Annotated in this window: 18 protein-coding genes; 12 read left to right on the forward strand and 6 right to left on the reverse strand. The window is 72.4% G+C overall.

Annotated features, from left to right (window positions below; all coding sequences use genetic code 11):
- Nucleotides 1-11 precede the first annotated feature (11 nt).
- The 5 genes from pgeF to BMY40_RS03705 all read left to right on the forward strand — a co-directional run bounded on the left by pgeF (nt 12) and on the right by BMY40_RS03705 (nt 3,896).
- The gene (pgeF, locus tag BMY40_RS03685; RefSeq protein ID WP_093655219.1) at nt 12-785 is read left to right on the forward strand and encodes a peptidoglycan editing factor PgeF; all 774 of its coding nucleotides are present in this window, start codon (nt 12-14) and stop codon (nt 783-785) included.
- A complete protein-coding gene (locus BMY40_RS03690; protein ID WP_093655221.1) occupies nt 782-1,528 on the forward strand; it encodes a YggS family pyridoxal phosphate-dependent enzyme in 747 nt (248 codons plus the stop codon). Before pgeF ends, BMY40_RS03690 begins: the two co-directional genes overlap by 4 nt.
- 213 nt (nt 1,529-1,741) lie before the next feature.
- Nucleotides 1,742-2,386, forward strand: coding sequence for a cell division protein SepF (locus BMY40_RS03695; RefSeq protein ID WP_093655223.1), 645 nt, complete (start codon nt 1,742-1,744; stop codon nt 2,384-2,386).
- 67 nt (nt 2,387-2,453) lie between these two features.
- Nucleotides 2,454-2,738, forward strand: coding sequence for a YggT family protein (locus BMY40_RS03700; protein WP_093655225.1), 285 nt, complete (start codon nt 2,454-2,456; stop codon nt 2,736-2,738).
- A 48-nt stretch (nt 2,739-2,786) separates the two neighbouring features.
- On the forward strand, nt 2,787-3,896 hold the full coding sequence (locus tag BMY40_RS03705) for a DivIVA domain-containing protein (RefSeq protein ID WP_093655227.1): 1,110 nt from the start codon (nt 2,787-2,789) through the stop codon (nt 3,894-3,896).
- Nucleotides 3,897-4,079: 183 nt separating this feature from the next.
- Here BMY40_RS03705 and ileS read toward each other — a convergent pair whose 3' ends face one another.
- Nucleotides 4,080-7,229, reverse strand: coding sequence for an isoleucine--tRNA ligase (gene ileS / locus BMY40_RS03710; protein ID WP_093655229.1), 3,150 nt, complete (start codon nt 7,227-7,229; stop codon nt 4,080-4,082).
- Between the two features lie 525 nt (nt 7,230-7,754).
- Between ileS and BMY40_RS03715 the strand changes: the two genes are divergently transcribed.
- The 3 genes from BMY40_RS03715 to BMY40_RS03725 all read left to right on the forward strand — a co-directional run bounded on the left by BMY40_RS03715 (nt 7,755) and on the right by BMY40_RS03725 (nt 10,202).
- The gene (locus BMY40_RS03715; protein WP_093655231.1) at nt 7,755-8,477 is read left to right on the forward strand and encodes a TraR/DksA family transcriptional regulator; all 723 of its coding nucleotides are present in this window, start codon (nt 7,755-7,757) and stop codon (nt 8,475-8,477) included.
- A gap of 49 nt (nt 8,478-8,526) precedes the next feature.
- On the forward strand, nt 8,527-9,147 hold the full coding sequence (gene lspA / locus BMY40_RS03720; protein ID WP_425443065.1) for a signal peptidase II: 621 nt from the start codon (nt 8,527-8,529) through the stop codon (nt 9,145-9,147).
- A 113-nt stretch (nt 9,148-9,260) separates the two neighbouring features.
- Nucleotides 9,261-10,202 carry an RluA family pseudouridine synthase gene (locus tag BMY40_RS03725; RefSeq protein WP_093655233.1) on the forward strand — a complete coding sequence of 314 codons (942 nt, stop codon included), beginning with the start codon at nt 9,261-9,263 and terminating at the stop codon, nt 10,200-10,202.
- 82 nt (nt 10,203-10,284) lie between these two features.
- Here BMY40_RS03725 and BMY40_RS03730 read toward each other — a convergent pair whose 3' ends face one another.
- On the reverse strand, nt 10,285-11,427 hold the full coding sequence (locus tag BMY40_RS03730; RefSeq protein WP_093655235.1) for a mechanosensitive ion channel family protein: 1,143 nt from the start codon (nt 11,425-11,427) through the stop codon (nt 10,285-10,287).
- A 139-nt stretch (nt 11,428-11,566) separates the two neighbouring features.
- Here BMY40_RS03730 and BMY40_RS03735 point away from each other — a divergent pair, with 139 nt between their 5' ends.
- Nucleotides 11,567-12,157, forward strand: a complete 591-nt coding sequence (locus tag BMY40_RS03735; protein ID WP_281250720.1) for a dienelactone hydrolase family protein — start codon at nt 11,567-11,569, stop codon at nt 12,155-12,157.
- 52 nt (nt 12,158-12,209) lie between these two features.
- Here BMY40_RS03735 and BMY40_RS03740 read toward each other — a convergent pair whose 3' ends face one another.
- The 3 genes from BMY40_RS03740 to BMY40_RS03750 all read right to left on the reverse strand — a co-directional run bounded on the left by BMY40_RS03740 (nt 12,210) and on the right by BMY40_RS03750 (nt 15,619).
- Nucleotides 12,210-13,868, reverse strand: coding sequence for an alkaline phosphatase D family protein (locus BMY40_RS03740; RefSeq protein WP_093655239.1), 1,659 nt, complete (start codon nt 13,866-13,868; stop codon nt 12,210-12,212).
- A 217-nt stretch (nt 13,869-14,085) separates the two neighbouring features.
- Nucleotides 14,086-14,877 (reverse strand): DsbA family protein, encoded by a 792-nt coding sequence (locus BMY40_RS03745; RefSeq protein WP_093655241.1) that lies wholly within the window; start codon nt 14,875-14,877, stop codon nt 14,086-14,088.
- 49 nt (nt 14,878-14,926) lie between these two features.
- A complete protein-coding gene (locus BMY40_RS03750) occupies nt 14,927-15,619 on the reverse strand; it encodes a hypothetical protein (protein ID WP_177213851.1) in 693 nt (230 codons plus the stop codon).
- Nucleotides 15,620-15,925: 306 nt separating this feature from the next.
- On the opposite strand from BMY40_RS03750, the gene dnaE reads away from it, so the two are divergent.
- Nucleotides 15,926-19,468, forward strand: a complete 3,543-nt coding sequence (gene dnaE, locus BMY40_RS03755) for a DNA polymerase III subunit alpha (RefSeq protein ID WP_093655243.1) — start codon at nt 15,926-15,928, stop codon at nt 19,466-19,468.
- Between the two features lie 86 nt (nt 19,469-19,554).
- On the opposite strand, the gene BMY40_RS27895 is transcribed toward dnaE, so the two are convergent.
- Nucleotides 19,555-19,728: a hypothetical protein gene (locus BMY40_RS27895; RefSeq protein ID WP_177213852.1), complete on the reverse strand. Its 174-nt coding sequence runs from the start codon at nt 19,726-19,728 to the stop codon at nt 19,555-19,557.
- A 307-nt stretch (nt 19,729-20,035) separates the two neighbouring features.
- Between BMY40_RS27895 and BMY40_RS03760 the strand changes: the two genes are divergently transcribed.
- Together BMY40_RS03760 and BMY40_RS03765 are read left to right on the forward strand one after the other, a co-directional pair.
- The gene (locus tag BMY40_RS03760) at nt 20,036-21,424 is read left to right on the forward strand and encodes an NYN domain-containing protein (protein WP_093655245.1); all 1,389 of its coding nucleotides are present in this window, start codon (nt 20,036-20,038) and stop codon (nt 21,422-21,424) included.
- 30 nt (nt 21,425-21,454) lie between these two features.
- On the forward strand, nt 21,455-22,492 hold the full coding sequence (locus tag BMY40_RS03765) for an ABC transporter ATP-binding protein (RefSeq protein ID WP_412698413.1): 1,038 nt from the start codon (nt 21,455-21,457) through the stop codon (nt 22,490-22,492).
- The last annotated feature ends 5 nt before the right edge of the window (nt 22,493-22,497 follow it).

Below are 22,497 nucleotides of genomic sequence, written 5' to 3' on the forward strand. Positions count from 1 at the left end.
GCACCACGAGCGTGATAGCACAGCACGACATCGTGAGCGGCGCGCACTTCGCCACCACCGACAGGTGGGGCGGGGTGAGCGCCGCTCCGTATGACGAACTCAACCTCGGCGGCGCGGTCGGGGACGACCCCGGCGCCGTGAGGGCCAACCGGGAGCTGGCGGCGAGGGCGCTCGGCCTGGACCCGGCCGCGGTGGTCTGGATGAACCAGGTGCACGGGCGCGACGCGGCCGTCGTCACCGGGCCGTGGCGCGACGGCCACGTGCCGTGCGTGGACGCGGTCGTGACCGCCCGTCGGGGCCTGGCGCTGGCCGTGCTGACCGCCGACTGCGTCCCCGTCCTCCTCGCCGACCCCGTCGCCGGGGTGGCCGGAGCCGCGCACGCCGGGCGGCCCGGACTGGTCGCCGGGGTGGTCCCGGCGGTGGTCGAGGCCATGGGATCCCTCGGCGCGGACCCGGCCCGCACGGTCGTCCGCATCGGCCCCTCGGTGTGCGGGGGCTGCTACGAGGTGCCGGAGCGGATGCGCGAGGAGGTCGCGGCCGCGGTGCCCGAGGCGTACGCCACCACCAGGCGGGGCACCCCGGCGGTCGACGTCGCGGCCGGGGTGCGCGCCCAACTGGTCCGGCTCGGAGTGCCGGAGCCGCCGGAGCCGCCGGTCTGCACGATGGAGTCCCCGGACCACTACTCCTACCGCCGGGAGAGGACCACCGGACGGCTGGCCGGCTACGTATGGCTGGAGGCTCCCGCCGACGGTGCGGGAGAGGCTGACGGGGAGGCCGCCGCATGACCGACCGCAGTGCTGCCGACCGCAGTGCCGGCCGCAGAGCCGAACTGGCCGCGAACCTCGCCCGGGTGGAGGAGCGCATCACCCGCGCTTGTGTCACCGCGGGGCGCGCGCGGGAGGACGTGACCCTGGTCGTCGTCACCAAGACCCGCCCCGCCGACGATGTGCGGCTGCTGGCCGGACTCGGGGTGCGGCACGTGGCGGAGAACCGGGACCAGGAGGCGGCGCCCAAGGCCGGCGCCTGCGCGGATCTCCCCCTCACCTGGCACTTCGTGGGGCAGTTGCAGACCAACAAGGTGCGGTCCGTGGCCCGCTACGCCGACTTCGTGCACTCGGTCGACCGGCCCCGGCTGGTCGGCGCGCTCTCCTCGGCGGCCGAACGCGAGGGCCGGCGGATCGGCTGCCTGCTGCAGGTCGCGCTCGACCGGGAGGCGGGCGCGGCCGGCGGACGCGGCGGCGCGGCGCCGGAGGAGGTGGGGGAGTTGGCCGACGAGGTGGCCGCAGCCCCGGGCCTCCGGCTCGCGGGCGTGATGACGGTCGCACCCCTTTCAGGACCGTACGCCGGTAGGCCGGGAGCCGCTTTCGAGCGGCTGGTGGAAATCTCAACCGCCCTACGGGCCGACCATCCTGCTGCGACCATGGTCTCGGCGGGGATGAGCGGGGACCTCGAAGAGGCGGTGGCGGCCGGTGCGACACATGTGCGCATCGGCAGTGCGGTACTCGGAGTACGACCCGGGCTCCGGTAACGTCGCCAAGCAAGTCGGACCACAGCAGAAAATATGGTCATTCCCGCCCAGTGTGGATGACCGCGTGGATCCAGGGGCACCGGTGACGGAGTCTTGGGTCTTGGGGCCTCCCTTCGGAGGCACCGGAGGCAGAATGGGGTCCCCGCCGCAGGCAGGGGACGGGGCCTCCCCGCCGAAGGCCGGGGAACCACCACAGAGCGGAGGACGCAGAGAATGGCCGGCGCGATGCGCAAGATGGCGGTCTACCTCGGCCTCGTGGAGGACGATGGGTACGACGGCCCGGGGTTCGACCCCGACGACGAGTTCGAGCCCGAGCCGGAGCCCGACAGGGACCGGCGGCACCAGGCGCACCAGCCTCTGGGGGCCCCCGCGGTGAAGTCCGACGGGGAGCAGGAGGCCGACGAGCCGGTGCGGGTCGTCCATCCCCCCGCCCACCGGGAACGGGAGCAGGCTCCTGCGATCGCCGCCGAAAACGGACGGCACGGGAGGATTGCCCCCGTGTCATCCATCACACCCGAACGCCAGAACCTGGAGAAGAACGCACCGGTGATCATGCCCAAGGTCGTGTCCGAGCGGGAGCCCTACCGGATCACCACGCTGCACCCCCGGACGTACAACGAAGCCCGTACCATCGGGGAACACTTCCGAGAGGGCACCCCGGTGATCATGAATCTGACCGAGATGGACGACACGGACGCGAAGCGTCTGGTCGACTTCGCGGCGGGTTTGGTGTTCGGTCTCCATGGGAGTATCGAGCGGGTGACACAGAAGGTCTTCCTCCTGTCTCCTGCTAACGTCGATGTCACGGCGGAGGACAAGGCCCGCATCGCAGAGGGCGGGTTCTTCAACCAGAGCTGAGAGTCAGTGCAACCGGACGGGCCGGCCGACGGGCCGGACGCGACCAAAGGGGAGAGGGAAGCGCACGATGGGCGTCGTACAGCAGGTGGTCCTCATTGTGCTGCAGGTCTTCCTGGTCGTGCTGATCTTCCGCCTGGTGATGGACTACGTCTTCATGTTCGCCCGCTCATGGCAGCCCGGCAAGGCGATGGTGGTCGTCCTGGAGGCCACCTACACTGTCACTGATCCGCCACTCAAGCTGCTGCGGAGGTTCATACCGCCGCTGCGCTTCGGGGGCGTGGCGCTCGACCTGTCCTTCTTCGTACTGATGATCATCGTCTACATCCTGATCAGTGTCGTGGCCAGGCTGTGAGCGATACGGTCTTGCCGATATGCCGATGACTTACGTTGAGGTGAAGAGATGCCGCTGACCCCCGAGGACGTGCGGAACAAGCAGTTCACAACCGTCCGCCTGCGAGAGGGCTACGACGAGGACGAGGTCGATGCCTTCCTCGACGAGGTCGAGGCCGAACTGACGCGTCTACTCCGGGAGAACGAGGATCTGCGCGCCAAGCTGGCCGCCGCGACGCGGGCCGCCGCGCAGAACCAGCAGCAGGGCATGCGCAAACCCGAGCCCCAGCAGCAGCAGGAACGGCCGGGTCCCGTACCCGCCGCCATATCGGGACCGCAGCCGGTCCCGCCGGGGCAGATGGGCGGTCCGCCCCAGTTGCCCGGCGGTGCGCCGCAGCTGCCTGCAGGCCCCGGCGGGCACGGCCCGCAGGGCGGTCCGATGGGCCCCGGCCCGATGGGTGGTCACGGCGGTCCGGGCGGTCCCGGCCCGATGGGCGGCCACGGCGGTCCCGGTGGTCCGGGCATGCACCAGCAGGGTCAGGGACCGGGCGGCGACAGCGCGGCCCGCGTGCTGTCGCTGGCGCAGCAGACCGCGGACCAGGCGATCGCGGAGGCCCGTTCCGAGGCCAACAAGATCGTCGGTGAGGCGCGCAGCCGCGCCGAGGGCCTGGAGCGGGACGCCCGTGCCAAGGCCGACGCGCTGGAGCGGGACGCGCAGGAGAAGCACCGCGTCGCGATGGGCTCGCTGGAGTCCGCCCGCGCCACGCTGGAGCGCAAGGTCGAGGACCTGCGCGGCTTCGAGCGCGAGTACCGCACCCGCCTGAAGTCCTACCTGGAGAGCCAGCTCCGTCAGCTGGAGAACCAGGCCGACGACTCCCTGGCCCCGCCGCGCACCCCGGCCACGGCCTCGCTGCCGCCGTCCCCCTCGATGGCATCGGCGGGCGCACCGGGCGGCGGCGCCATGGGCGGTCACCAGTCCATGGGCGGCGGCCAGTCGATGGGCGGCCCGGGCGGTCACGGCGGTCACAACCAGGGCGGCGGTCAGACCTACGGCGGACAGCAGCAGATGTCCCCGGCGATGACCCAGCCGATGGCCCCGGTGCGGCCGCAGGGTCCGCAGCCGATGCAGCAGGCACCCTCGCCGATGCGCGGCTTCCTCATCGACGAGGACGACAACTGACGCAGCCGCCGTAGGCGGCGGGCGAATCGGATCGGCATATCGCAGAGGGCCGGGCCCGGGATCGAAGATCCCGGGCCCGGCCCTCTGGTGTGCCCGTTCCGTCCGGCCTCTCCGGCCGGGCCGCACCCCGGCGCACCGGTGCCCGGGCCGACGGGCGGCCCGGGCACCGGTGGCGGCCGCCGGTCAGACGCGGCGCAGCCGGAAGACCAGGGACAGCGACTCGTCCTCGAACGGCTCGCCGAAGGAGTCGTCGCCCTCGCCCTCCGCGTAGTCCGTCGCCAGGACCTCGTCCGCGATCAGGGTCCGGTGCTCGGCCAGCGCCCGGGCGACCTCCTCGTCGTCCGACCGCCACCGCAGGGCGATCCGGTCGGCGACGTCCAGGCCGCTGTTCTTGCGCGCCTCCTGGATCAGCCGGATCGCGTCACGGGCGAGCCCCGCCCGCCGCAGCTCCGGGGTGATCTCCAGGTCCAGGGCGACCGTGGCGCCGGCGTCGGAGGCCACCGACCAGCCCTCGCGCGGGGTCTCGGTGATGATGACCTCCTCCGGGGAGAGCGCGATGGTCTCGCCGTCGACCTCCACCGCCGCCGTGCCGGCGCGCAGCGCCGCCGACAGCGCCGCCGCGTCCGCCTCGGCGATGGCCTTGGCGACCGGCTGGGTGCGCTTGCCGAACCGGCGGCCCAGCGCCCGGAAGTTGGCCTTGGCGGTGGTGTCCACCAGGGAGCCGCCGACCTCGGACAGGGAGGCGAGCGAGGTGACGTTCAGCTCCTCGGCGATCTGCTCGCGCAGGTCGTCGCTGAGCAGTTCGAAGCCCTGCGCCGCCAGCAGTGCGCGGGACAGCGGCTGCCGGGTCTTGACCCCCGACTCCGCGCGCGTGGCCCGGCCCAGCTCCACCAGCCGCCGCACCAGCAGCATGTCGCGGGACAGGTCCGGGTCGACGGCCGACAGATCGGCCTCGGGCCAGGTGGCCAGGTGCACGGAGTCCGGCGCGCCGGGGGTGACGGGGACGACCAGGTCCTGCCAGACCCGCTCGGTGATGAACGGCACCAGCGGGGCCATCAGCCGGGTGACGGTCTCCAGCACGTCGTGCAGGGTGCGCAGCGCCGCCGCGTCACCCTGCCAGAAGCGGCGCCGGGAGCGGCGCACGTACCAGTTGGACAGGTCGTCCACGAAGGTGGACAGCAGCTTGCCGGTGCGCTGGGTGTCGTAGGCCTCCATGGCCTGGGTGCACTGGTCGACCAGGGCGTGCAGCTCGCTGAGCAGCCAGCGGTCCAGCAGCGGGCGCGTCTGCGGGGCCGGGTCCGACTCCGAGGGCGCCCAGCCGGAGGTGCGGGCGTACAGCGCCTGGAAGGCGACGGTGTTCCAGTAGGTCAGCAGGGTCTTGCGGACGACCTCCTGGATCGTGCCGTGCCCGACGCGCCGCGCGCTCCACGGGGAGCCGCCCGCGGCCATGAACCAGCGCACCGCGTCCGCGCCGTGCCGGTCCATCAGCGGGATGGGCTCCAGGATGTTGCCCAGGTGCTTGGACATCTTCCGGCCGTCCTCGGCGAGGATGTGGCCCAGGCAGACCACGTTCTCGTAGGAGGAGCGGTCGAAGACGAGCGTGCCGACCGCCATCAGCGTGTAGAACCAGCCGCGGGTCTGGTCGATGGCCTCGGAGATGAACTGCGCCGGGTAGCGCTTCTCGAAGACGTCCTTGTTGCGGTACGGGTAGCCCCACTGGGCGAAGGGCATCGAGCCCGAGTCGTACCAGGCGTCGATGACCTCCGGGACGCGGACGGCCGTCAGCGAGCAGCCCTCGGCGGTGCAGCCGAAGACGACGTCGTCGATGTACGGGCGGTGCGGGTCCAGGCCCGACTGGTCGGTGCCGGTCAGCTCCGACAGCTCCGCCAGCGACCCGACGCAGGTGAGGTGGCCCTCCTCGCAGCGCCAGATGGGCAGCGGGGTGCCCCAGTAGCGGTTGCGGGACAGGGCCCAGTCGATGTTGTTGTCCAGCCAGTCGCCGTAGCGGCCGTGCTTGACCGACTCCGGGAACCAGTTGGTCCGCTCGTTCTCCCGCAGCAGGGCGTCCTTGATCGCGGTGGTGCGGATGTACCAGGACGGCTGCGCGTAGTAGAGCAGCGCGGTGTGGCAGCGCCAGCAGTGCGGGTAGCTGTGCTCGTAGGGCAGGTGGCGGAAGAGCAGGCCGCGGGCGTCGAGGTCGGCGACCAGAGCCTCGTCGGCCTTCTTGAAGAACTGCCCGCCGACCAGTCCCAGGCCCTCCTCGAAGGTGCCGTCGGGCCGGACGGGATTGACCACCGGCAGCCCGTAGGCACGGCAGGTGAGCAGGTCGTCCTCGCCGAAGGCGGGGGACTGGTGGACCAGACCGGTGCCGTCCTCGGTGGTGACGTACTCGGCGTTGAGGACGAAGTGGGCGCCCTCGATCTCCACCAGGTCGAACGGGCGGCGGTAGGCCCAGCGCTCCATCTCGCGGCCGGTGAAGGTCTGCCCGGTGGCGCTCCAGCCCTCGCCCAGCGCCTTGGCCAGCAGCGGCTCGGCCACCACCAGCTTCTCGGCGCCGTCGGTGGCCACCGCGTAGGTGACGTCGGGGTGGGCGGCCACGGCGGTGTTGGACACCAGCGTCCAGGGCGTGGTCGTCCACACCAGCAGCGAGGCCTCGCCGGCCAGCGGGCCGGAGGTCAGCGGGAAGCGGACGTAGACCGAGGGGTCCACGACCGTCTCGTAGCCCTGCGCCAGCTCGTGGTCGGACAGGCCGGTGCCGCAGCGCGGGCACCAGGGCGCCACACGGTGGTCCTGGACGAGCAGGCCCTTGCCGAAGATCTCCTTCAGCGACCACCACACGGACTCGATGTAGTCCGGGTCCATCGTCCGGTAGGCGTCGTCCATGTCGACCCAGTAGCCCATCCGGGTCGTCAGCTCGGCGAAGGCGTCGGTGTGCCGGGTCACCGACTCGCGGCACCTGGCGTTGAACTCCGCGATGCCGTAGGCCTCGATGTCCTGCTTGCCGTTGAAGCCCAGCTCCTTCTCCACCGCCAGCTCCACCGGCAGGCCGTGGCAGTCCCAGCCGGCCTTGCGCGCCACGTGGTAGCCGCGCATGGTGCGGAAGCGGGGGAAGACGTCCTTGAAGACGCGGGCCTCGATGTGGTGGGCGCCGGGCATGCCGTTCGCGGTCGGCGGGCCCTCGTAGAACACCCACTCGGGACGGCCCTCGGACTGCTCCAGGCTGCGGGCGAAGACCTTGTTCTCGCGCCAGAAGTCCAGCACGGCGCGCTCCAGGGCGGGGAGATCCACCTGGGCGGGCACCGGACGGTACTGGGGCGGGGGCTGCGGGCTCATGGTGAGCTTCCTCCAACGGACGTGGTGACTTCCGCCGGAGGGACGAGACCGCCGCCAGTCGGCGCCGGTGCCCGCGGTACCACCCTCCTTGGCGCCGGACGCGTACGCGGGTACGTGTCCACCGCCCTCTCATTGGTGCGGCGATGCCGGTTCTACTCACCGTCCGTCGCACCGCGTGCTGTCGCCGCACGTGCGCGGGGGTTTTCTTCCGGCGGCTCCGGGGTGATCTTCACGCCGCGCTCGCCCCCGGGCTCACACCGTCCCCGGGTCGCTCGTGGCCGCATACGGACGCTACTCGTCCCCTTCGACGCCTCTCGCTCAGCCCAAGTGTAAGGGTGCCTCCCAATGGGGGCTGACCGGTTTTCGGCCCGCGGTGCCGGGCAGAACGCTTCGCGAGGGCACGGGTTCCGCCTACCGGGGAAGCGGGAGCGGAACGGCGTGCCCTGTTGCCGCACGATCGGTGCCGATTTATCGTTCCGGTCACGATTCATACACAAGATAACAATATGTGAAGGGGTCGCGGCCATGGTGGCGAGGGAGTCCGCAGCGAGGAGGGCGCGAGCCGCGCGGGAGCCCGCCGGGGAGAAGGACGCCGGGAGTTCCGCGAGTGCCGGGAATCCCGGGGGCCCCGAAGACGCCGAGGAACCCGCGAGCGCCGGGAGCGCGGGGAAGAAGCCATCCGGAGGGAAGTCCGCTGCGAAGAGGGCAGCGGCGAGCACGGGCGCCGGAAAGGCGGCCGACGGGAAGACAGGAGCCGAGACGGTGGTTGCCAAGAAGTCCACGACGGGAGCGCGGGCCGCCGGGCACGCCGCCCCGGTCCCCCCGGCTCGTACGGCCGCGGCCACCGCCGCCCCCGACGAGCTGGCCGTACGGCCCGGAGAGGAGCCCTGGACCGCGCAGGAGGTGGAGGAGGCGCGCGCTGAGCTGTCCTCGGAGTCCGAGCGGCTGCGCGTGGAGATCCACGCCGCGGAGGAGGCCCTCAACGGCCTGATGCGGGACTCGGCCGACGGCGCCGGGGACGACCAGGCCGACACGGGGACGAAGAACATCACGCGCGAGCACGAGATGGCCCTGGCGGAGAACGCCCGCGAGATGCTCTACCAGACCGAGCGCGCCCTGGACCGCCTGGAGGCCGGGACGTACGGCGTCTGCGAGAACTGCGGCAAGCCGATCGGCAAGGCGCGGATGCAGGCGTTCCCCCGGGCCACTCTCTGCGTCGAGTGCAAGCAGCGGCAGGAGCGCCGCTGACCGCCGCCGCCCGCCCGCCGCCGCCCGGGTGTGACGTACCCTGCATCACGTGACAGAGGTGGAACGGGCCGGCGAGCAGCCGGGCGAGGCGCAGACCGAGACCGAGACCGTGGACACAGCCGCCGGCCGGGCCGCGACCGAGGCCGGCGGCGGGCCCGGGAGTACCGCCGGGCCCGCCCCCCGCGGACGCCGGCGGATCGTGGAACTCGCCATCGTGGCGGCCGTCGCCTACGCCCTGGACCTGATCAGCAAGATCATCGTGGTCGAGAAGCTGGAGGGCCACGACCCGATCGAGGTGATCGGCACCTGGCTGCGGTTCCAGGCCGTGCGCAACCCGGGCGCGGCCTTCGGCATCGGCGAGGCCCTCACCATCGTCTTCACCGTCATCGCGGCGGCCGTGATCGTGGTGATCGTGCGGATCGCCCGCAAGCTCTACAGCACGCCCTGGGCCATCGCGCTCGGACTGCTGCTGGGCGGGGCCCTGGGCAACCTCACCGACCGGGTCTTCCGCTCGCCCGGGGTCTTCCAGGGGCATGTGGTGGACTTCATCGCGCCCGCCCACTTCGCCGTCTTCAACCTGGCCGACTCGGCGATCGTCTGCGGCGGGGTGCTGATCGTGCTGCTGTCCTTCCGGGGCCTGGACCCCGACGGCACCGTCCACCGGGACTGACCGGAGCCGGCCGCGGCCGGTCCGCGGGGGACGGTGCGCGGGGACCGGCCCGCACCGGGTGTGCGCCCGCCCGCCGAACGAGGGCACCGCCCGCTTCCGGCATACTCGATCGGGTGAGCCAGCTTCCCGAGATCCGCACCCTGCCCGTACCCGACGGCCTGGAGGGCGAGCGCATAGACGCGGCCCTGGCCAGGATGTTCGGCTTCTCCCGCACGAAGGCGGCCGAGCTGGCCGCCACGGGAAAGGTCCGGCTCGACGGCGGTGAGGTCGGCAAGTCCGAGCGGGTGCGCGGTGGGGCCTGGATCGAGGTCGAGATGCCCGCACCGCCCGCGCCGGTGCAGGTGGTGGCCGAGCCCGTGGAGGGCATGGAGATCGTGCACGACGACGACGACATCGTGATCGTCGCCAAGCCGATCGGCGTGGCCGCCCACCCCAGCCCCGGCTGGAGCGGCCCCACCGTGATCGGCGGGCTGGCCGCCGCCGGCTTCCGCGTCTCCACCTCGGGCGCGGCCGAGCGGCAGGGCATCGTGCACCGGCTGGACGTGGGAACGTCCGGACTGATGGTGGTCGCCAAGTCCGAGCGCGCCTACACCCTGCTCAAGCAGCAGTTCCGCGAGCGCACGGTCGACAAGCGCTACCACGCGCTCGTCCAGGGCCACCCCGACCCGCTCAGCGGCACGATCGACGCCCCCATCGGGCGGCACCCCGTGCACGACTACAAGTGGGCCGTCACCGCCGACGGCAAGCCGTCGGTCACCCACTACGACCTCATCGAGGCGTTCCGGGCGGCCAGTCTGCTCGACATCAAGCTGGAGACCGGCCGCACCCACCAGATCCGCGTCCACATGGCCGCCCACCGGCACCCGTGCGTCGGCGACACCACCTACGGCGCCGATCCGACGCTGGCCAGGCGCCTAGGACTGACCCGGCAGTGGCTGCACGCGGTACGGCTGGGCTTCGAGCACCCGGCGGACGGCCGCTGGACGGAGTTCTCCAGCGACTACCCCGACGACCTCCAGACCGCTCTGGACAGGATCCGGGCCGAGAGCGCGTAGGACGGCCGCGGGGCTCCGGCGGACGCCCGAGGCGCCGCCGGAGCCCCGCGAGGCCGTCCGCCCGGTGTGCCCGGCCGTCCGCTCAGCTCGGCTTCCGCGCGTCCGGTATGCCCGGCCGCCCGCCCCCGGCCCGTCCGTCCGCGCCCGTCTCCTCCCGCTCCGGTGCTCGCTCCGCCCCCCGCGCGAAGGCCGGCGCCGGGGCCGCCTGCGCGGTGGTGACGCGGGGCAGGGCGTAGGGGTGCTCCCGGTGAAGCCAGGTGATGAGCCCCTCGCGGACCTCGCAGCGCAGGGTCCAGATGTCGTCGGGGCTGCGCGCCGTCATCGTCGCGCGGACCTCGATCGTGGTGGGCGTGGAGTCGGTCACGACCAGGCCCCAGCTGCGGCCGTCCCAGGCGTCGCTGGCGCGCACGATCTCCTCGGTCCTGCGCCGGATCTCGGCGATCGGCGCCGAGTGGTCCAGGTGGAGGTAGACGGTGCCGGTCATCTGCGGGTTGCCGCGGGTCCAGTTCTCGAAGGGCTTGCTGGTGAAGTAGGACACCGGCATGGTGATCCGGCGCTCGTCCCAGGTGAGGACCACCAGATAGGAGGTGGTGATCTCCTCGACCGTCCCCCACTCGCCGTCCACGATCACCGTGTCGCCGATGCGCACCATGTCGCCGAAGGCGATCTGCAGGCCGGCGAAGAGGTTGCCCAGCGTGGACTGGGCGGCGATGCCGGCGACGATGCCGAGCACACCGGCGGAGGCCAGCATGGAGGTGCCCAGCTTCTCCATCGCGGGGAACTGCAGCAGCATCGCCGCACCGGCGATCACCGTGACCACCGCCGTGGCCAGGCGCTTGATCAGCGTCAGCTGGGTGCGCACCCGCCGCACCCGCGCCGCGTCGTGGGCGATCCCGGCGTACCGGGAGTAGGCCGTCTCCACCACGGCGGTCAGCACCCGCAGCATCAGCCACGCGGCGGCCCCGATCAGTATCAGGTTCAGCCACAGGTCGACGGTCCTCTGGTGGTCCCTGGCCAGGTGGGTCTCGTCGGAGAAGGCGTTGAGCAGTCCGACGAAGACCACCGCCCGGAGCGGAACCCTGCCGCTGCGCAGCAGACCCCACAGCGGGGTCTCCGGATGCCGGGCGTCCATGCGCCGCAGCGCGCGGTCCACCGCCCAGCCGACGGCGAACGCCAGGAAGATGGCGCCGCCGAAGACGATCAGCGGCCGCAGCACGTTCTCCATGGTGGTGTGAACTCCTCGGAAGACTCCAGGGGGCGGAAGAAGGACCCCACCGACCGTACCTGGCACCATGGGAGGACTCCGCCCCCGGCACGGCGCCGTGAGACGGATCATGAGGCTGACCTGCTGAGGAAGTGACACCGTGCCCACCGTTGTGATGTTCCACTCCGCCTACGGGCCGCGCCCCGCCGTCGAGGAGGCGGCCGGGAGACTGCGGGAGGCCGGGCACGAGGTCCACACCCCCGACCTGTACGGCGGGCGGACGGCCGGGACGGTCGAGGAGGGCATGGCGATCAAGGACGAGATCGGCCGCGACGAACTGCTGAGGAGGGCCGTCGCCGCCACCGCTCCGCTCTCGGAGCGCGGGGTGGTGTACGCCGGGTTCTCCCTGGGCGGGGCGATCGCCCAGAACCTCGCGCTCGCCGACACCCGCGCCCGCGGGCTGCTGCTCCTCCACGGCACCTCCGACATCCCCGAGGACGCGGCCGTGGACGACCTGCCCGTGCAGCTCCACGTCGCCGACCCCGACCCCTTCGAGCCGCACGACTGGCTGAACGCCTGGTACCTGCGGATGCGGCGGGCGGGCGCGGACGTCGAGGTGCACCGCTACCCCGGGGCCGGGCACCTGTTCACCGACCCGGGCCTGCCGGACCACGACAAGGACGCGGCCGAGCGGACCTGGCGGACCGCGCTCGCCTTCCTGGCCGAGCTGGAGGAGCCGGCGGACCGCTGACCCCGCGTACGGGAGGCCCGTGGCCCCGGGCCTCCCGTACGGTGGCGCGGTCTCAGCGCACGGGACCGTCCGCGCGCTCCACCCGCTGCGTGCCCGAGCGGGTGCGGTAGGAGCGCACGTGGACGGCGGACGCCCGCGGGTCGGTCTTGTCCGACAGCGCGTAGTAGTCCATCTGGGTCCGCTCGGCGTCCGCGTCGAGGACGCCGTAGCCGTGCGAGTCCATGTCGAGCCACCTGGTGTGCCGGTTGGCGGCGCGTATGGCGGTCTCCGCGACGGAGGAGACGGTGTGCGGCGGCACCTTCAGGATGTCGTCGATGTTGTCGGAGGTGACGGAGGTGACCACGAACTCCGTGGCGACCGGGGGCTGGAGCGGGTACGTCGCGGCCCGCACGGGGACGTCGTTGGCGAAGGCCATGTGGATGTCGCCGGTGAGGAAGACGGTGTTGCCGATGCCGCGGTCGCGCAGGTGCGTCAGCAGCTCGCGCCGGTCGTCGGTGTAGCCGTCCCACTGGTCGACGTTGACGGCCAGGCCCTCGCGGGGCACGCCGAGCAGTTCGGCCAGCGGCCCGAGCAGGTACGCCGGCACGGAGCCGAAGGCCATCGGCGAGATCATCACCGAGGTGCCCACCAGGTGCCACCGGGCGCCGGAGGACGCCAGGGAGGACTTCAGCCAGTCCAGCTGCGCGCGACCGGTGATGGTGCGGTCGGGGTCGTCCACGTCGCCGCTGCCGACGCCCGCCTGGCGGTCGCGGAAGGAGCGCAGGTCGAGCAGGTGGAGGTCGGCGAGGTCGCCGAAGCGCAGCCGCCGGTAGACGGTGCCCTCGACCGAAGGGCGGACCGGCATCCATTCGAAGTACGCCCGGCGCGCGGCTCTGGCGCGCGCCTCCCAGTCGCCCTCCGTGCCGGGGGTGTGGTTCTCCGCGCCGCCGGACCAGGCGTCGTTGGCGGTCTCGTGGTCGTCCCAGATCGCGATCACCGGGTGCGCGGCGTGCAGCGCCTGGAGGTCGGCGTCGCTCTTGTAGTGGGCGTGGCGCTGCCGGTAGTCGGCCAGGGTGACCGTCTCGTGGACGGGGCGCATCTCGCGGACGACCCCGTCCTTGAGCGGGTACTCGCCCTTTCCGTACTCGTAGATGTAGTCGCCCAGGTGGAGGACGGCGTCGAGGTCGGCACGGGCGGCGAGGTGACGGTAGGCGGAGAAGAAGCCGCTCTCGTAGTGGGAGCAGGAGACCACCCCGAAGCGGACGCGGTCCGCGGCCGCGCCGTCGGCGGGCGCGGTGCGGGTGCGCCCGGCGGGGGAGAGCACGCCCCCCGCGGAGAAGCGGTAGTGGTACTCCGCGGCCGGCCGCAGCCCGCGCACGTCGGCCTTGACGGTGTGGTCGGCCTCCGCGGTGGCGGTGGTGCGGCCGGAGGCGACGACGCGGGTGAAGGCGCGGTCCTCGGCGACCTCCCAGGAGACCTCCACGGGCGCGCCCAGACCCGAACCGGGCGTCGCGTCGGGGGTGGGGGTGACCCGGGTCCACAGCAGGACGCCGTCGGGCAGCGGGTCCCCGGAGGCGACTCCGTGGGCGAAGGCCGGGCCCTGCGCGGCTCGGGCGTGCCGCGGGGCGGCCAGCGGCAGCAGCGCGGCGCCGGCGGCGGTCGCGGCGGTGGCCGCGACGACCGTGCGCCGCGTGGGGGCAGGGGTGTGGGATGCGGTGTGGGTGTCGGTCACGGCCGCAGATGCTACGTGCCGGTAGAGCGACGGGACAGGGCGCCGGAAAGAGTTCGCCCACTCGTCGAACGACGTTGTCCTGAAAGCGCTGGGAGCAGCACCGGGCCGCACCCGGACCGCACCGCACCGGGGCCGCGCCGGACGGGACCGGCCCGCCGGTACGCCGCTTCAGAGGCGTACCGGCGGGCCGGTGCGGCACCGCCGGGTCATCGGCCGGTCACTTGACGCCGAGCTTCTCCAGTTCGGCGGGCAGCGCGCTGACCTCGACGTCCTTGCCGTCGATCCGTACGGTCGGGGTGCCCTGGACACCGGCCTCGTTGAAGCTGTCGATCATCTCGAGCGCCCACTTGTCGTAGGTGCCCTTCTCGACGGCGGCCTCGAACTCCTTGTTGTCCTTGAGGGCGTCGACGTTCTCCGCGACCTTCAGCAGGTAGTCGTTGTCGGCGAACTTGTCCTCGTTCTCCGGCGGGTGGTGCTCGGCCGAGTACAGCAGGGAGTGGTACTCGCTGAAGGCCTCGGTGCTCACGTCGAGCGCGGCGCCCAGGGCGCTGGCGGCGTTCTTGGAGCCGTCACCGCCGAAGTTGCCGTCGATGATGCTGCCGAGGTGGATCTGCAGCTTGTACTTGCCGTCCTCCGCGCCCTTCTTGACCGTCTCGCCGAGGGCCTGCTCGAAGTTGGCGCAGGCGGGGCAGCGCATGTCCTCGTAGACGTCGATCGTCTTCTTGGCGTCCTCGTCGCCGATGAGCACGATCGTGCCGTTCTTCCCGGCGGCGTTGGCCGGCTTCACCAGCTTCTTGTCCGCCGCGTCGGCCCAGGACTTGTCGCTGCCGCCGTCGTCCATGTTGGCGACGGCGAAGCCGACGCCGCCCGCGACCGCGAGGATCGCCAGCACCGAGCCGCCGACGACGGCCTGGCGGCGGATCCTGTCCTTCCTGGCCTGCCTCTCGCGCTCGATCTTCAGCCGCTCGCGGGCGGCGCGCTTGGCTTCCTGGCTGTTGCGCTTGCTCATGGGGGTGTGTTCTCCGTGTCCGGTTCGTGATGGGTGGGGACGGTGGTGCTCAGGCGGCGAGGGCCGCGGAGCACGGAGGTCCGCGCCGTACGACGGAGTGGGTCAGCAACGGGAGCGCGTGGCGCGCGCGGGCGTGCTGGGCGGGGCGGAGCGGGCGGCCGGGAGTCCTGCCGGCCGCGCGCCGGGCGCCGACGGCCAGCAGCAGCGGCCGGAAGACGGCCGCCGCGGCGGCGCGCAGCAGCCGGGCGAGCGCCGCGTCGCCCCGGTGCAGCCACACGGCCGCCGTCAGGCCGACGGCCACGTGCGCGGCCAGCAGCAGCCACGGGGCGGCCGGATGGGCGGCCACGGGCAGCGGGGACGCGGCGGAGGCGGTCATCCGCGCCAGCGGGGTGCCGAAGTCGCCCCCCGCGCACAGAAGGTCCAGGCCGACCGCGCGCAGCGGCCCGGCCACCGGGCCGCCGGCCTGCCCGTAGCAGGCGTGCTGGCCGGTGGTGAAGACGGTGTCGGCGGCCAGCTCCAGCGGCACCAGCAGCGCGGCGATCGCCCGGAAGCCCCGCTCGCGCCCGGCGAAGGCGAAGGCGATCGCGAACACCGCCGCGCCGACCGCCAGGAGCGGCGGGTACGGCAGGGGGCCGGCCGAGAGCAGCACATGGGCGCCCGCGGACAGCGCGAGGCACACCGCGGTGAAGACCGCGGCGCGCACCGCCCGGATGCCTGTGTCGGGAAAGCCGGTCCTGCCCATCGCAGCCGAGTGTGCCACGGGCTCCGCTAAGAAGTGCCTAAAGGGCGTGGACCGAGTGAGGATCGCAACACGGCCGATGCCCGCGGCCGCGGGTGCGAGCGGTGTGACCTGTGCGGTGCCGGGGATTTGCCGAGGGGGGCGCACGGGATCCCGCGGGGGCTCCCGGGGGGTGTGGCGGCGGCCGGCGCGGGGACACGCGGGAACGAGCCGCCGCACCCGCCGGGCGGCGGGTCCCCGCCGGCCCCGGGACTAGACTTCGGAGCCGTCCGGAAGCGCCGCAAGCCCGCTCGTTGGAGGTCCTCCGCCGTGGCCAAACCGCCGTTCACACACCTGCACGTGCACACGCAGTACTCCCTGCTGGACGGTGCGGCGCGGCTGAAGGACATGTTCGAGGCGTGTCAGGAGATGGGCATGACGCACATCGCCATGACCGACCACGGCAACCTCCACGGGGCCTACGACTTCTTCCAGCACGCCACCAAGGCGGGCGTCACGCCGATCATCGGCATCGAGGCGTACGTCGCCCCGCAGTCGAGGCGGTACAAGCGGCGTGTCCAGTGGGGCCAGCCGCACCAGAAGCGCGACGACGTCTCCGGCTCCGGCGGTTACACCCACAAGACGATCTGGGCCTCGAACAAGGCCGGCCTGCACAACCTCTTCCGGCTCTCCTCGGACGCCTACATGGAGGGCTTCTTCGTCAAGTGGCCCAGGACCGACCGGGAGATGATCGCCGAGTTCTCCGAGGGCCTGATCGCCTCCACCGGCTGCCCCTCGGGCGAGGTGCAGACCAGGCTGCGGCTCGGCCAGTTCGACGAGGCGCTCAAGGCGGCCTCCGACTACCAGGACATCTTCGGCAAGGGCCGCTACTTCCTGGAGCTGATGGACCACGGCATCGAGATCGAGCGCCGGGTCCGCGACGGGCTGCTGGAGATCGGCAAGAAGCTGGGCATCCCCCCGCTGGTCACCAACGACAGCCACTACACCTACTCCCACGAGGCCGAGGCGCACGACGCGCTGCTGTGCATCCAGACCGGCAAGAACCTCTCCGACCCGGACCGCTTCCGGTTCGACGGCTCGGGCTACTACCTGAAGTCCACGGAGGAGATGTACGCCATCGACTCCTCCGACGCCTGGCAGGAGGGCTGCCGCAACACCCTCCTGGTCGCCGAGCAGATCGACACCACCGGGTGGTTCGAGAAGCAGGACCTGATGCCCCGCTTCCCCGTGCCCGAGGGCCACACCGAGGAGTCCTGGTTCCGTGAGGAGGTCCGCCGCGGCATGGCCCGCCGCTACCCCGGCGGCGTCCCCGAGGACCGGCAGAAGCAGGCCGACTACGAGATGGACGTCATCGTCCAGATGGGGTTCCCCGGCTACTTCCTGGTCGTCGCCGACTTCATCATGTGGGCCAAGAACAACGGCATCGCCGTCGGCCCCGGCCGCGGCTCCGCGGCCGGCTCGATCGTGGCGTACGCCATGGGCATCACCGACCTCGACCCGATCGAGCACGGGCTGATCTTCGAGCGGTTCCTCAACCCCGAGCGCGTCTCCATGCCCGACGTCGACATCGACTTCGACGAGCGCAGGCGCGGTGAGGTCATCCGCTACGTGACCGAGAAGTACGGCGCCGACAAGGTGGCCCAGATCGGCACCTACGGCACCATCAAGGCGAAGGCCGCGATCAAGGACTCCGCCCGTGTGCTCGGCTACCCGTACGCCATGGGCGACCGCATCACCAAGGCGATGCCCGCCGACGTCCTGGGCAAGGGCATCCCCCTGTCGGGCATCACCGACCCCAAGCACCCCCGCTACAACGAGGCGGGCGAGATCCGGGGGATGTACGAGAACGAGCCGGACGTGAAGAAGGTCATCGACGCCGCGCGCGGCATCGAGGGACTGGTGCGGCAGATGGGCGTGCACGCCGCGGGCGTGATCATGTCGAGCGAGCCGCTGATCGACCACGTGCCGGTCTTCAGCCCCAAGAACGACGGCGCGGTGGTCACCCAGTGGGACTATCCCACCTGCGAGTCGCTCGGCCTGCTGAAGATGGACTTCCTGGGCCTGCGCAACCTCACGATCATGGACGACGCCGTCAAGCTGGTGAAGGCCAACAAGGGCGTCGACATCACCCTGCTCGACCTCACGCTGGACGACCCCAAGACCTTCGAGCTGCTCCAGCGCGGCGACACCCTGGGCGTCTTCCAGTTCGACGGCGGCCCCATGCGCTCCCTGCTGCGCATGATGAAGCCCGACAACTTCGAGGACATCTCCGCGGTCTCGGCCCTGTACCGGCCCGGCCCGATGGGCATGAACTCCCACATCAACTACGCGCTGCGCAAGAACGGGCAGCAGGAGATCACCCCGATCCACCCGGAGCTGGAGGAGCCTCTCAAGGAGGTCCTCGACATCACCTACGGCCTGATCGTCTACCAGGAGCAGGTGCAGAAGGCCGCCCAGGTGCTCGCCGGGTACAGCCTCGGACAGGCCGACCTGCTGCGCCGGGCGATGGGCAAGAAGAAGAAGGAGGTCCTGGACGCCGAGTTCGTCAACTTCCAGAAGGGCGCCCGGGAGAAGGGCTACTCCGACGAGGCCATCCAGGCCGTGTGGGACGTGCTGGTGCCCTTCGCCGGATACGCCTTCAACAAGGCGCACTCCTCGGCGTACGGACTGGTCTCCTACTGGACGGCCTACCTCAAGGCGAACTACCCGGCCGAGTACATGGCCGCCCTGCTGACCTCCGTCCGCGACGACAAGGACAAGTCGGCGGTCTACCTCAACGAGTGCCGCCGCATGGGCATCAAGGTGCTGCCGCCGGACGTCAACGAGTCCGAGGCGAACTTCACCCCGCGCGGAGACGACACGATCGTCTTCGGGCTGACCGCCGTGCGCAACGTCGGCCAGAACGTGGTGGACTCGATCGTCGCCTGCCGCAAGGCCAAGGGGAAGTACACCTCCTTCCCCGACTTCCTGGACAAGGTCGACGCGGTGGTGTGCAACAAGCGCACCGTCGAGTCGCTGATCAAGGCCGGCGCGTTCGACGAGCTGGGCCACACCCGCAAGGGCCTGACCGCGCACTTCGAGACCATGATCGACAACGTGGTGCAGGTCAAGCGGAAGGAGGCCGAGGGGCAGTTCGACCTCTTCGGCGGGATGGGCGAGGAGTCCTCCGACAGCGGCCCCGGCTTCGGCATGGACGTGGAGTTCTCCCCCGAGGAGTGGGACAAGAGCTACCTGCTCGCCCAGGAGCGGGAGATGCTCGGCCTCTACGTCTCCGACCACCCGCTGTTCGGTCTGGAACACGTGCTGTCCGACAAGACGGACGCGGCGATCTCCCAGCTCACCGGCGGTGACTTCTCCGACGGCTCGATCGTCACCATCGGCGGGATCATCTCCGGGCTCCAGCGGAAGATGACCAAGCAGGGCAACGCCTGGGCGATCGCCACCGTGGAGGACCTGGCGGGCTCGATCGACTGCATGTTCTTCCCCGCCACCTACCAGCTCGTCTCCACCCAGCTCGTGGAGGACGCGGTGGTCTTCGTCAAGGGGCGTCTGGACAAGCGCGAGGACATCCCCCGCCTGGTCGCCATGGAGCTGATGGTCCCCGACCTGTCGGACGCCGCCTCCGACGCGCCCGTCACCATCACCATCCCCACCGTCAAGGTCACCCCGCCGCTGGTGGAGAAGCTGGGGGAGGTCCTCACCCACCACCGCGGCTCCACCGAGGTGCGGGTCAGGCTGCAGGGCAGCCGCAAGACGACGGTGCTGCGTCTGGACCGGCACCGGGTCACCGCCGACCCCGCGCTCTTCGGCGATCTCAAGGCGCTGCTCGGCCCCTCCTGCCTGGCCGGCTGAGGCGGGCCGTACGCGCGACGGGGCGCCCCGGTCCTCCCGGGGCGCCCCGTGCGGTGACCGCCGCTGTGCCGTGCGCGGTGGTGGTGTCAGTTGTGGCCGAAGCGCCTGCGGTGCTTGCGCGCCACGTCGGCGGGGGTGCCCTGCGCGGCCGGCTGCGTCCGCGCCATCCGCTCGGCGGTGGCCTTCGACTGCTCCTGCGTCTCCTCGGCGACGGTGCGCCCGCCGCGCTGCTCGCGGCCTTCCTTCTTGCGCTTGCCCATGATCTCCTCCTGTGCGGATCTCGGAACGATGGGCCGTGCCCAGCGTCGCACGCCTCCGCACGGTGCGCATGTCGGGCGATAGCCCTCGGTAGCCGCCCCTTCCGCCCGGAAGGGGCGGCCGCACGGTGGACACCGGCGTCCCGCCACGCCGAAGATCGAGCCGGAACCTATAAGCCCTGTACGGTCGGGCAGACTCGAAACAGGTTCGAAGGAGCGGGGCCGGGGCGGACACGCCGCGGCCGCGCGAGGTGTCACCGGCCCCGGCGGCCGTACCGGGCGTGCCGGTCGTACCGAGAGTGGGTGGAGCGTGGACCGCTGCGTCGTCCTGGTGGACGCCGGATATCTCCTGGGCGCCGCCGCGAGCCTCCTGGCGGGCGAGCCCGCGCGCTCCCGGATCACCGTGGACCACTCCGTGCTCATCCAGGGGCTGCGCGAGCGCGCCGAGCAGGACACCGGCTGCCGGCTGCTGCGCATCTACTGGTTCGACGGCGCCCCCGACCGGGTGCCCCAGCCCGAGCACCGGCGGCTGCGGGTGATGCCGCGTGTGACGGTGCGGCTCGGCGCCCTCACCCGCAGTGAGGGGCGGTGGGCGCAGAAGGGTGTGGACGCCGCCATGCACGCCGAGCTGACGGAGCTGGCCCGCAACCGCGCCTGCTCCGACATCGTGCTGGTCACCGGGGACGGCGATCTGCTGCCCGGGCTGATGTCCGCCAAGGAGCACGGCGTCGCCGTCCACCTGTGGGCGGTCCAGGCCGCCGACGGCGACTACAACCAGTCCGAGGACTTGGTCGCCGAGGCCGACGAGCGGCGCGTCCTGGACCGCGCCTGGATCACCCGCGCCGTACGGGCCAGGGACATCACCGGGATCTGCCCGCCCCAGCAGCCCGAGATCGCCGCCATCCTCTCCGCCCCGCTGCCCGAACCCGCCCCTTCCGGCGGGAGTGCCCCGGCCACCGCCTCCGGCGGTACGGGGATCCCCGCGGCGGGCACCGCGAGCACCGCGGGCACCGCCGACGCGGCGGGCACCGGGAACACCACCGTTCCGGTCCCGGCCCCCGGCGGGAACGGCGTCGCGGCCCCCGTCCCCGGGGAGTTCGCACAGGAGAGGGCCCAGGAGCCCGAGGGAGGGCTCGCGGACGGCCTCGCGGAAGAGGGCGCGGGAGGGGGAGGCCGGTCCGCCGACACCGGCCACGGCCGGGGTGTGCCCACCCCCAAGGACCTCGCCGGACTCGGCCGGCCCGCCGCGCACCAGAACAACGCCTCCTCCGCCCCCGCCTCCGCCACCCTGCGCTGGTCCTCCGACAAGGGGTGGATCGACCGGGGCGCCGCCCCCGAGTCCCCCGAGGCCGCCGCCCTGCCGATGCTGGCCCAGCTCACCACCGCCGAGCAGCGGTGGGCCGACCGCGAGGAGGACATCACCACCGTCAGCGGCGACCCCTTCGAGGTCGGCCAGGTCTTCGCCCGCCGCTGGATCGAACGGCTGGCCACCACCGCCCATCTGCGGACGCTGTCGGGGGAGTACCCCCGCATCCCGCACCGCATCGACGGCGAGCTGCTGCGCTACGCCGCCCGCTTCGGCCTGCTCGCGCACAAGGACGACCAGATCGACGAGCACGACCGCTACGCGATCCGTGCGGGCTTCTGGCGCGAGGTCGACGCCCGCACCGCAGGCGAACGCGCACCCGCCGCGGAGTGAGCCCGCGCCGGGCGCGTACCCTCGTAGCTCGTGAGCACGGGCACTCGGCAGGCGGTGGGCGACGCGGTGGACGGCGTGGAGATGCCGGAGCCGGCCGCCGTACGCGTCCATGACCTGGTCAAGACCTACCCCGCCCGGCGCGGCCGCCGCGGCGCCCCGGCCACCCCCGCCGTACGGGCCAGCGACGGCGTCAGCCTGACCGTCCGGCACGGCGAGGTCTTCGGCCTGCTCGGCCCGAACGGTGCCGGGAAGACCACCCTGGTGCGCCAGCTCACCGGGCTGCTGCGCCCCGACTCCGGGCGCGTCGACGTCCTCGGCCACGACCTGGTCCGCCATCCGCGGAGGGCCGCGCGGCTGCTGGCCTACCTCGGCCAGGAGTCCACCGCGCTGGACGAGCTGACCGTGGCGCTGGCCGCCGAGACCACCGGGCGGCTGCGCGGCCTGGACGCGGCGGCCGCGCGCCGCGAGAGCGGCGAGGTCCTGGAGGAACTGGGGCTCGGCGCGATCGCCTCACGCCCCCTGAAACGGCTCTCCGGCGGCCAGCGGCGGCTGGCCTGTGTGGCGGCGGCGCTGGTGGGGGAGCGGCCCCTGCTGGTGCTGGACGAGCCGACGGCCGGCATGGACCCCGTCGCGCGGCGCGCGGTGTGGGCGGCGGTCGACCGGCGGCGGGCCGAGCGCGGGGCCACGGTCATCCTGGTGACCCACAACGTCATCGAGGCCGAGCTGGTCCTGGACCGGGTCGCGGTGATGGACCGCGGCCGGGCGGTCGCCTGCGGCACCCCCGCCGGCCTGAAGGCCATGGTCGGCGAGGACGTACGGCTGGAGCTGGTGTGGCGCGACCGGCCGCCGCTGGAGGTTCCCGAGGTCGCCGCGCTGCGCCCGGACGCCGCGGAGACGGGCCGCCGCTGGACGCTGCGGCTGCCCCCGGAGGAGGCGCGTGCGGCGGTCGCCGCCGTCACCGGCGGCCCGGCGTTCGCCGCGCTGGACGACTTCACCCTCGCCATGCCGAGCCTGGAGGACGTCTACCTGGCGCTGGGAGGACACACGGAAGGTCTGGTGAAGGTGTGAGCACG

Origin of the sequence: Streptomyces radiopugnans (assembly GCF_900110735.1) — a bacterium.
Lineage (GTDB): Bacteria > Actinomycetota > Actinomycetes > Streptomycetales > Streptomycetaceae > Streptomyces > Streptomyces radiopugnans.

Bases quoted from the DNA above. Each gene is read 5' to 3' on its own strand.
- BMY40_RS03690 (WP_093655221.1), top strand. From the start codon at position 782: ATGACCGACCGCAGTGCTGCCGACCGCAGTGCCGGCCGCAGAGCCGAA.
- BMY40_RS03695 (WP_093655223.1), top strand. From the start codon at position 1,742: ATGGCCGGCGCGATGCGCAAGATGGCGGTCTACCTCGGCCTCGTGGAG.
- BMY40_RS03700 (WP_093655225.1), top strand. From the start codon at position 2,454: ATGGGCGTCGTACAGCAGGTGGTCCTCATTGTGCTGCAGGTCTTCCTG.
- BMY40_RS03705 (WP_093655227.1), top strand. From the start codon at position 2,787: ATGCCGCTGACCCCCGAGGACGTGCGGAACAAGCAGTTCACAACCGTC.
- ileS (WP_093655229.1), bottom strand. From the start codon at position 7,229: ATGAGCCCGCAGCCCCCGCCCCAGTACCGTCCGGTGCCCGCCCAGGTG.
- BMY40_RS03715 (WP_093655231.1), top strand. From the start codon at position 7,755: ATGGTGGCGAGGGAGTCCGCAGCGAGGAGGGCGCGAGCCGCGCGGGAG.
- BMY40_RS03730 (WP_093655235.1), bottom strand. From the start codon at position 11,427: ATGGAGAACGTGCTGCGGCCGCTGATCGTCTTCGGCGGCGCCATCTTC.
- BMY40_RS03745 (WP_093655241.1), bottom strand. From the start codon at position 14,877: ATGAGCAAGCGCAACAGCCAGGAAGCCAAGCGCGCCGCCCGCGAGCGG.
- BMY40_RS03750 (WP_177213851.1), bottom strand. From the start codon at position 15,619: ATGGGCAGGACCGGCTTTCCCGACACAGGCATCCGGGCGGTGCGCGCC.
- BMY40_RS27895 (WP_177213852.1), bottom strand. From the start codon at position 19,728: ATGGGCAAGCGCAAGAAGGAAGGCCGCGAGCAGCGCGGCGGGCGCACC.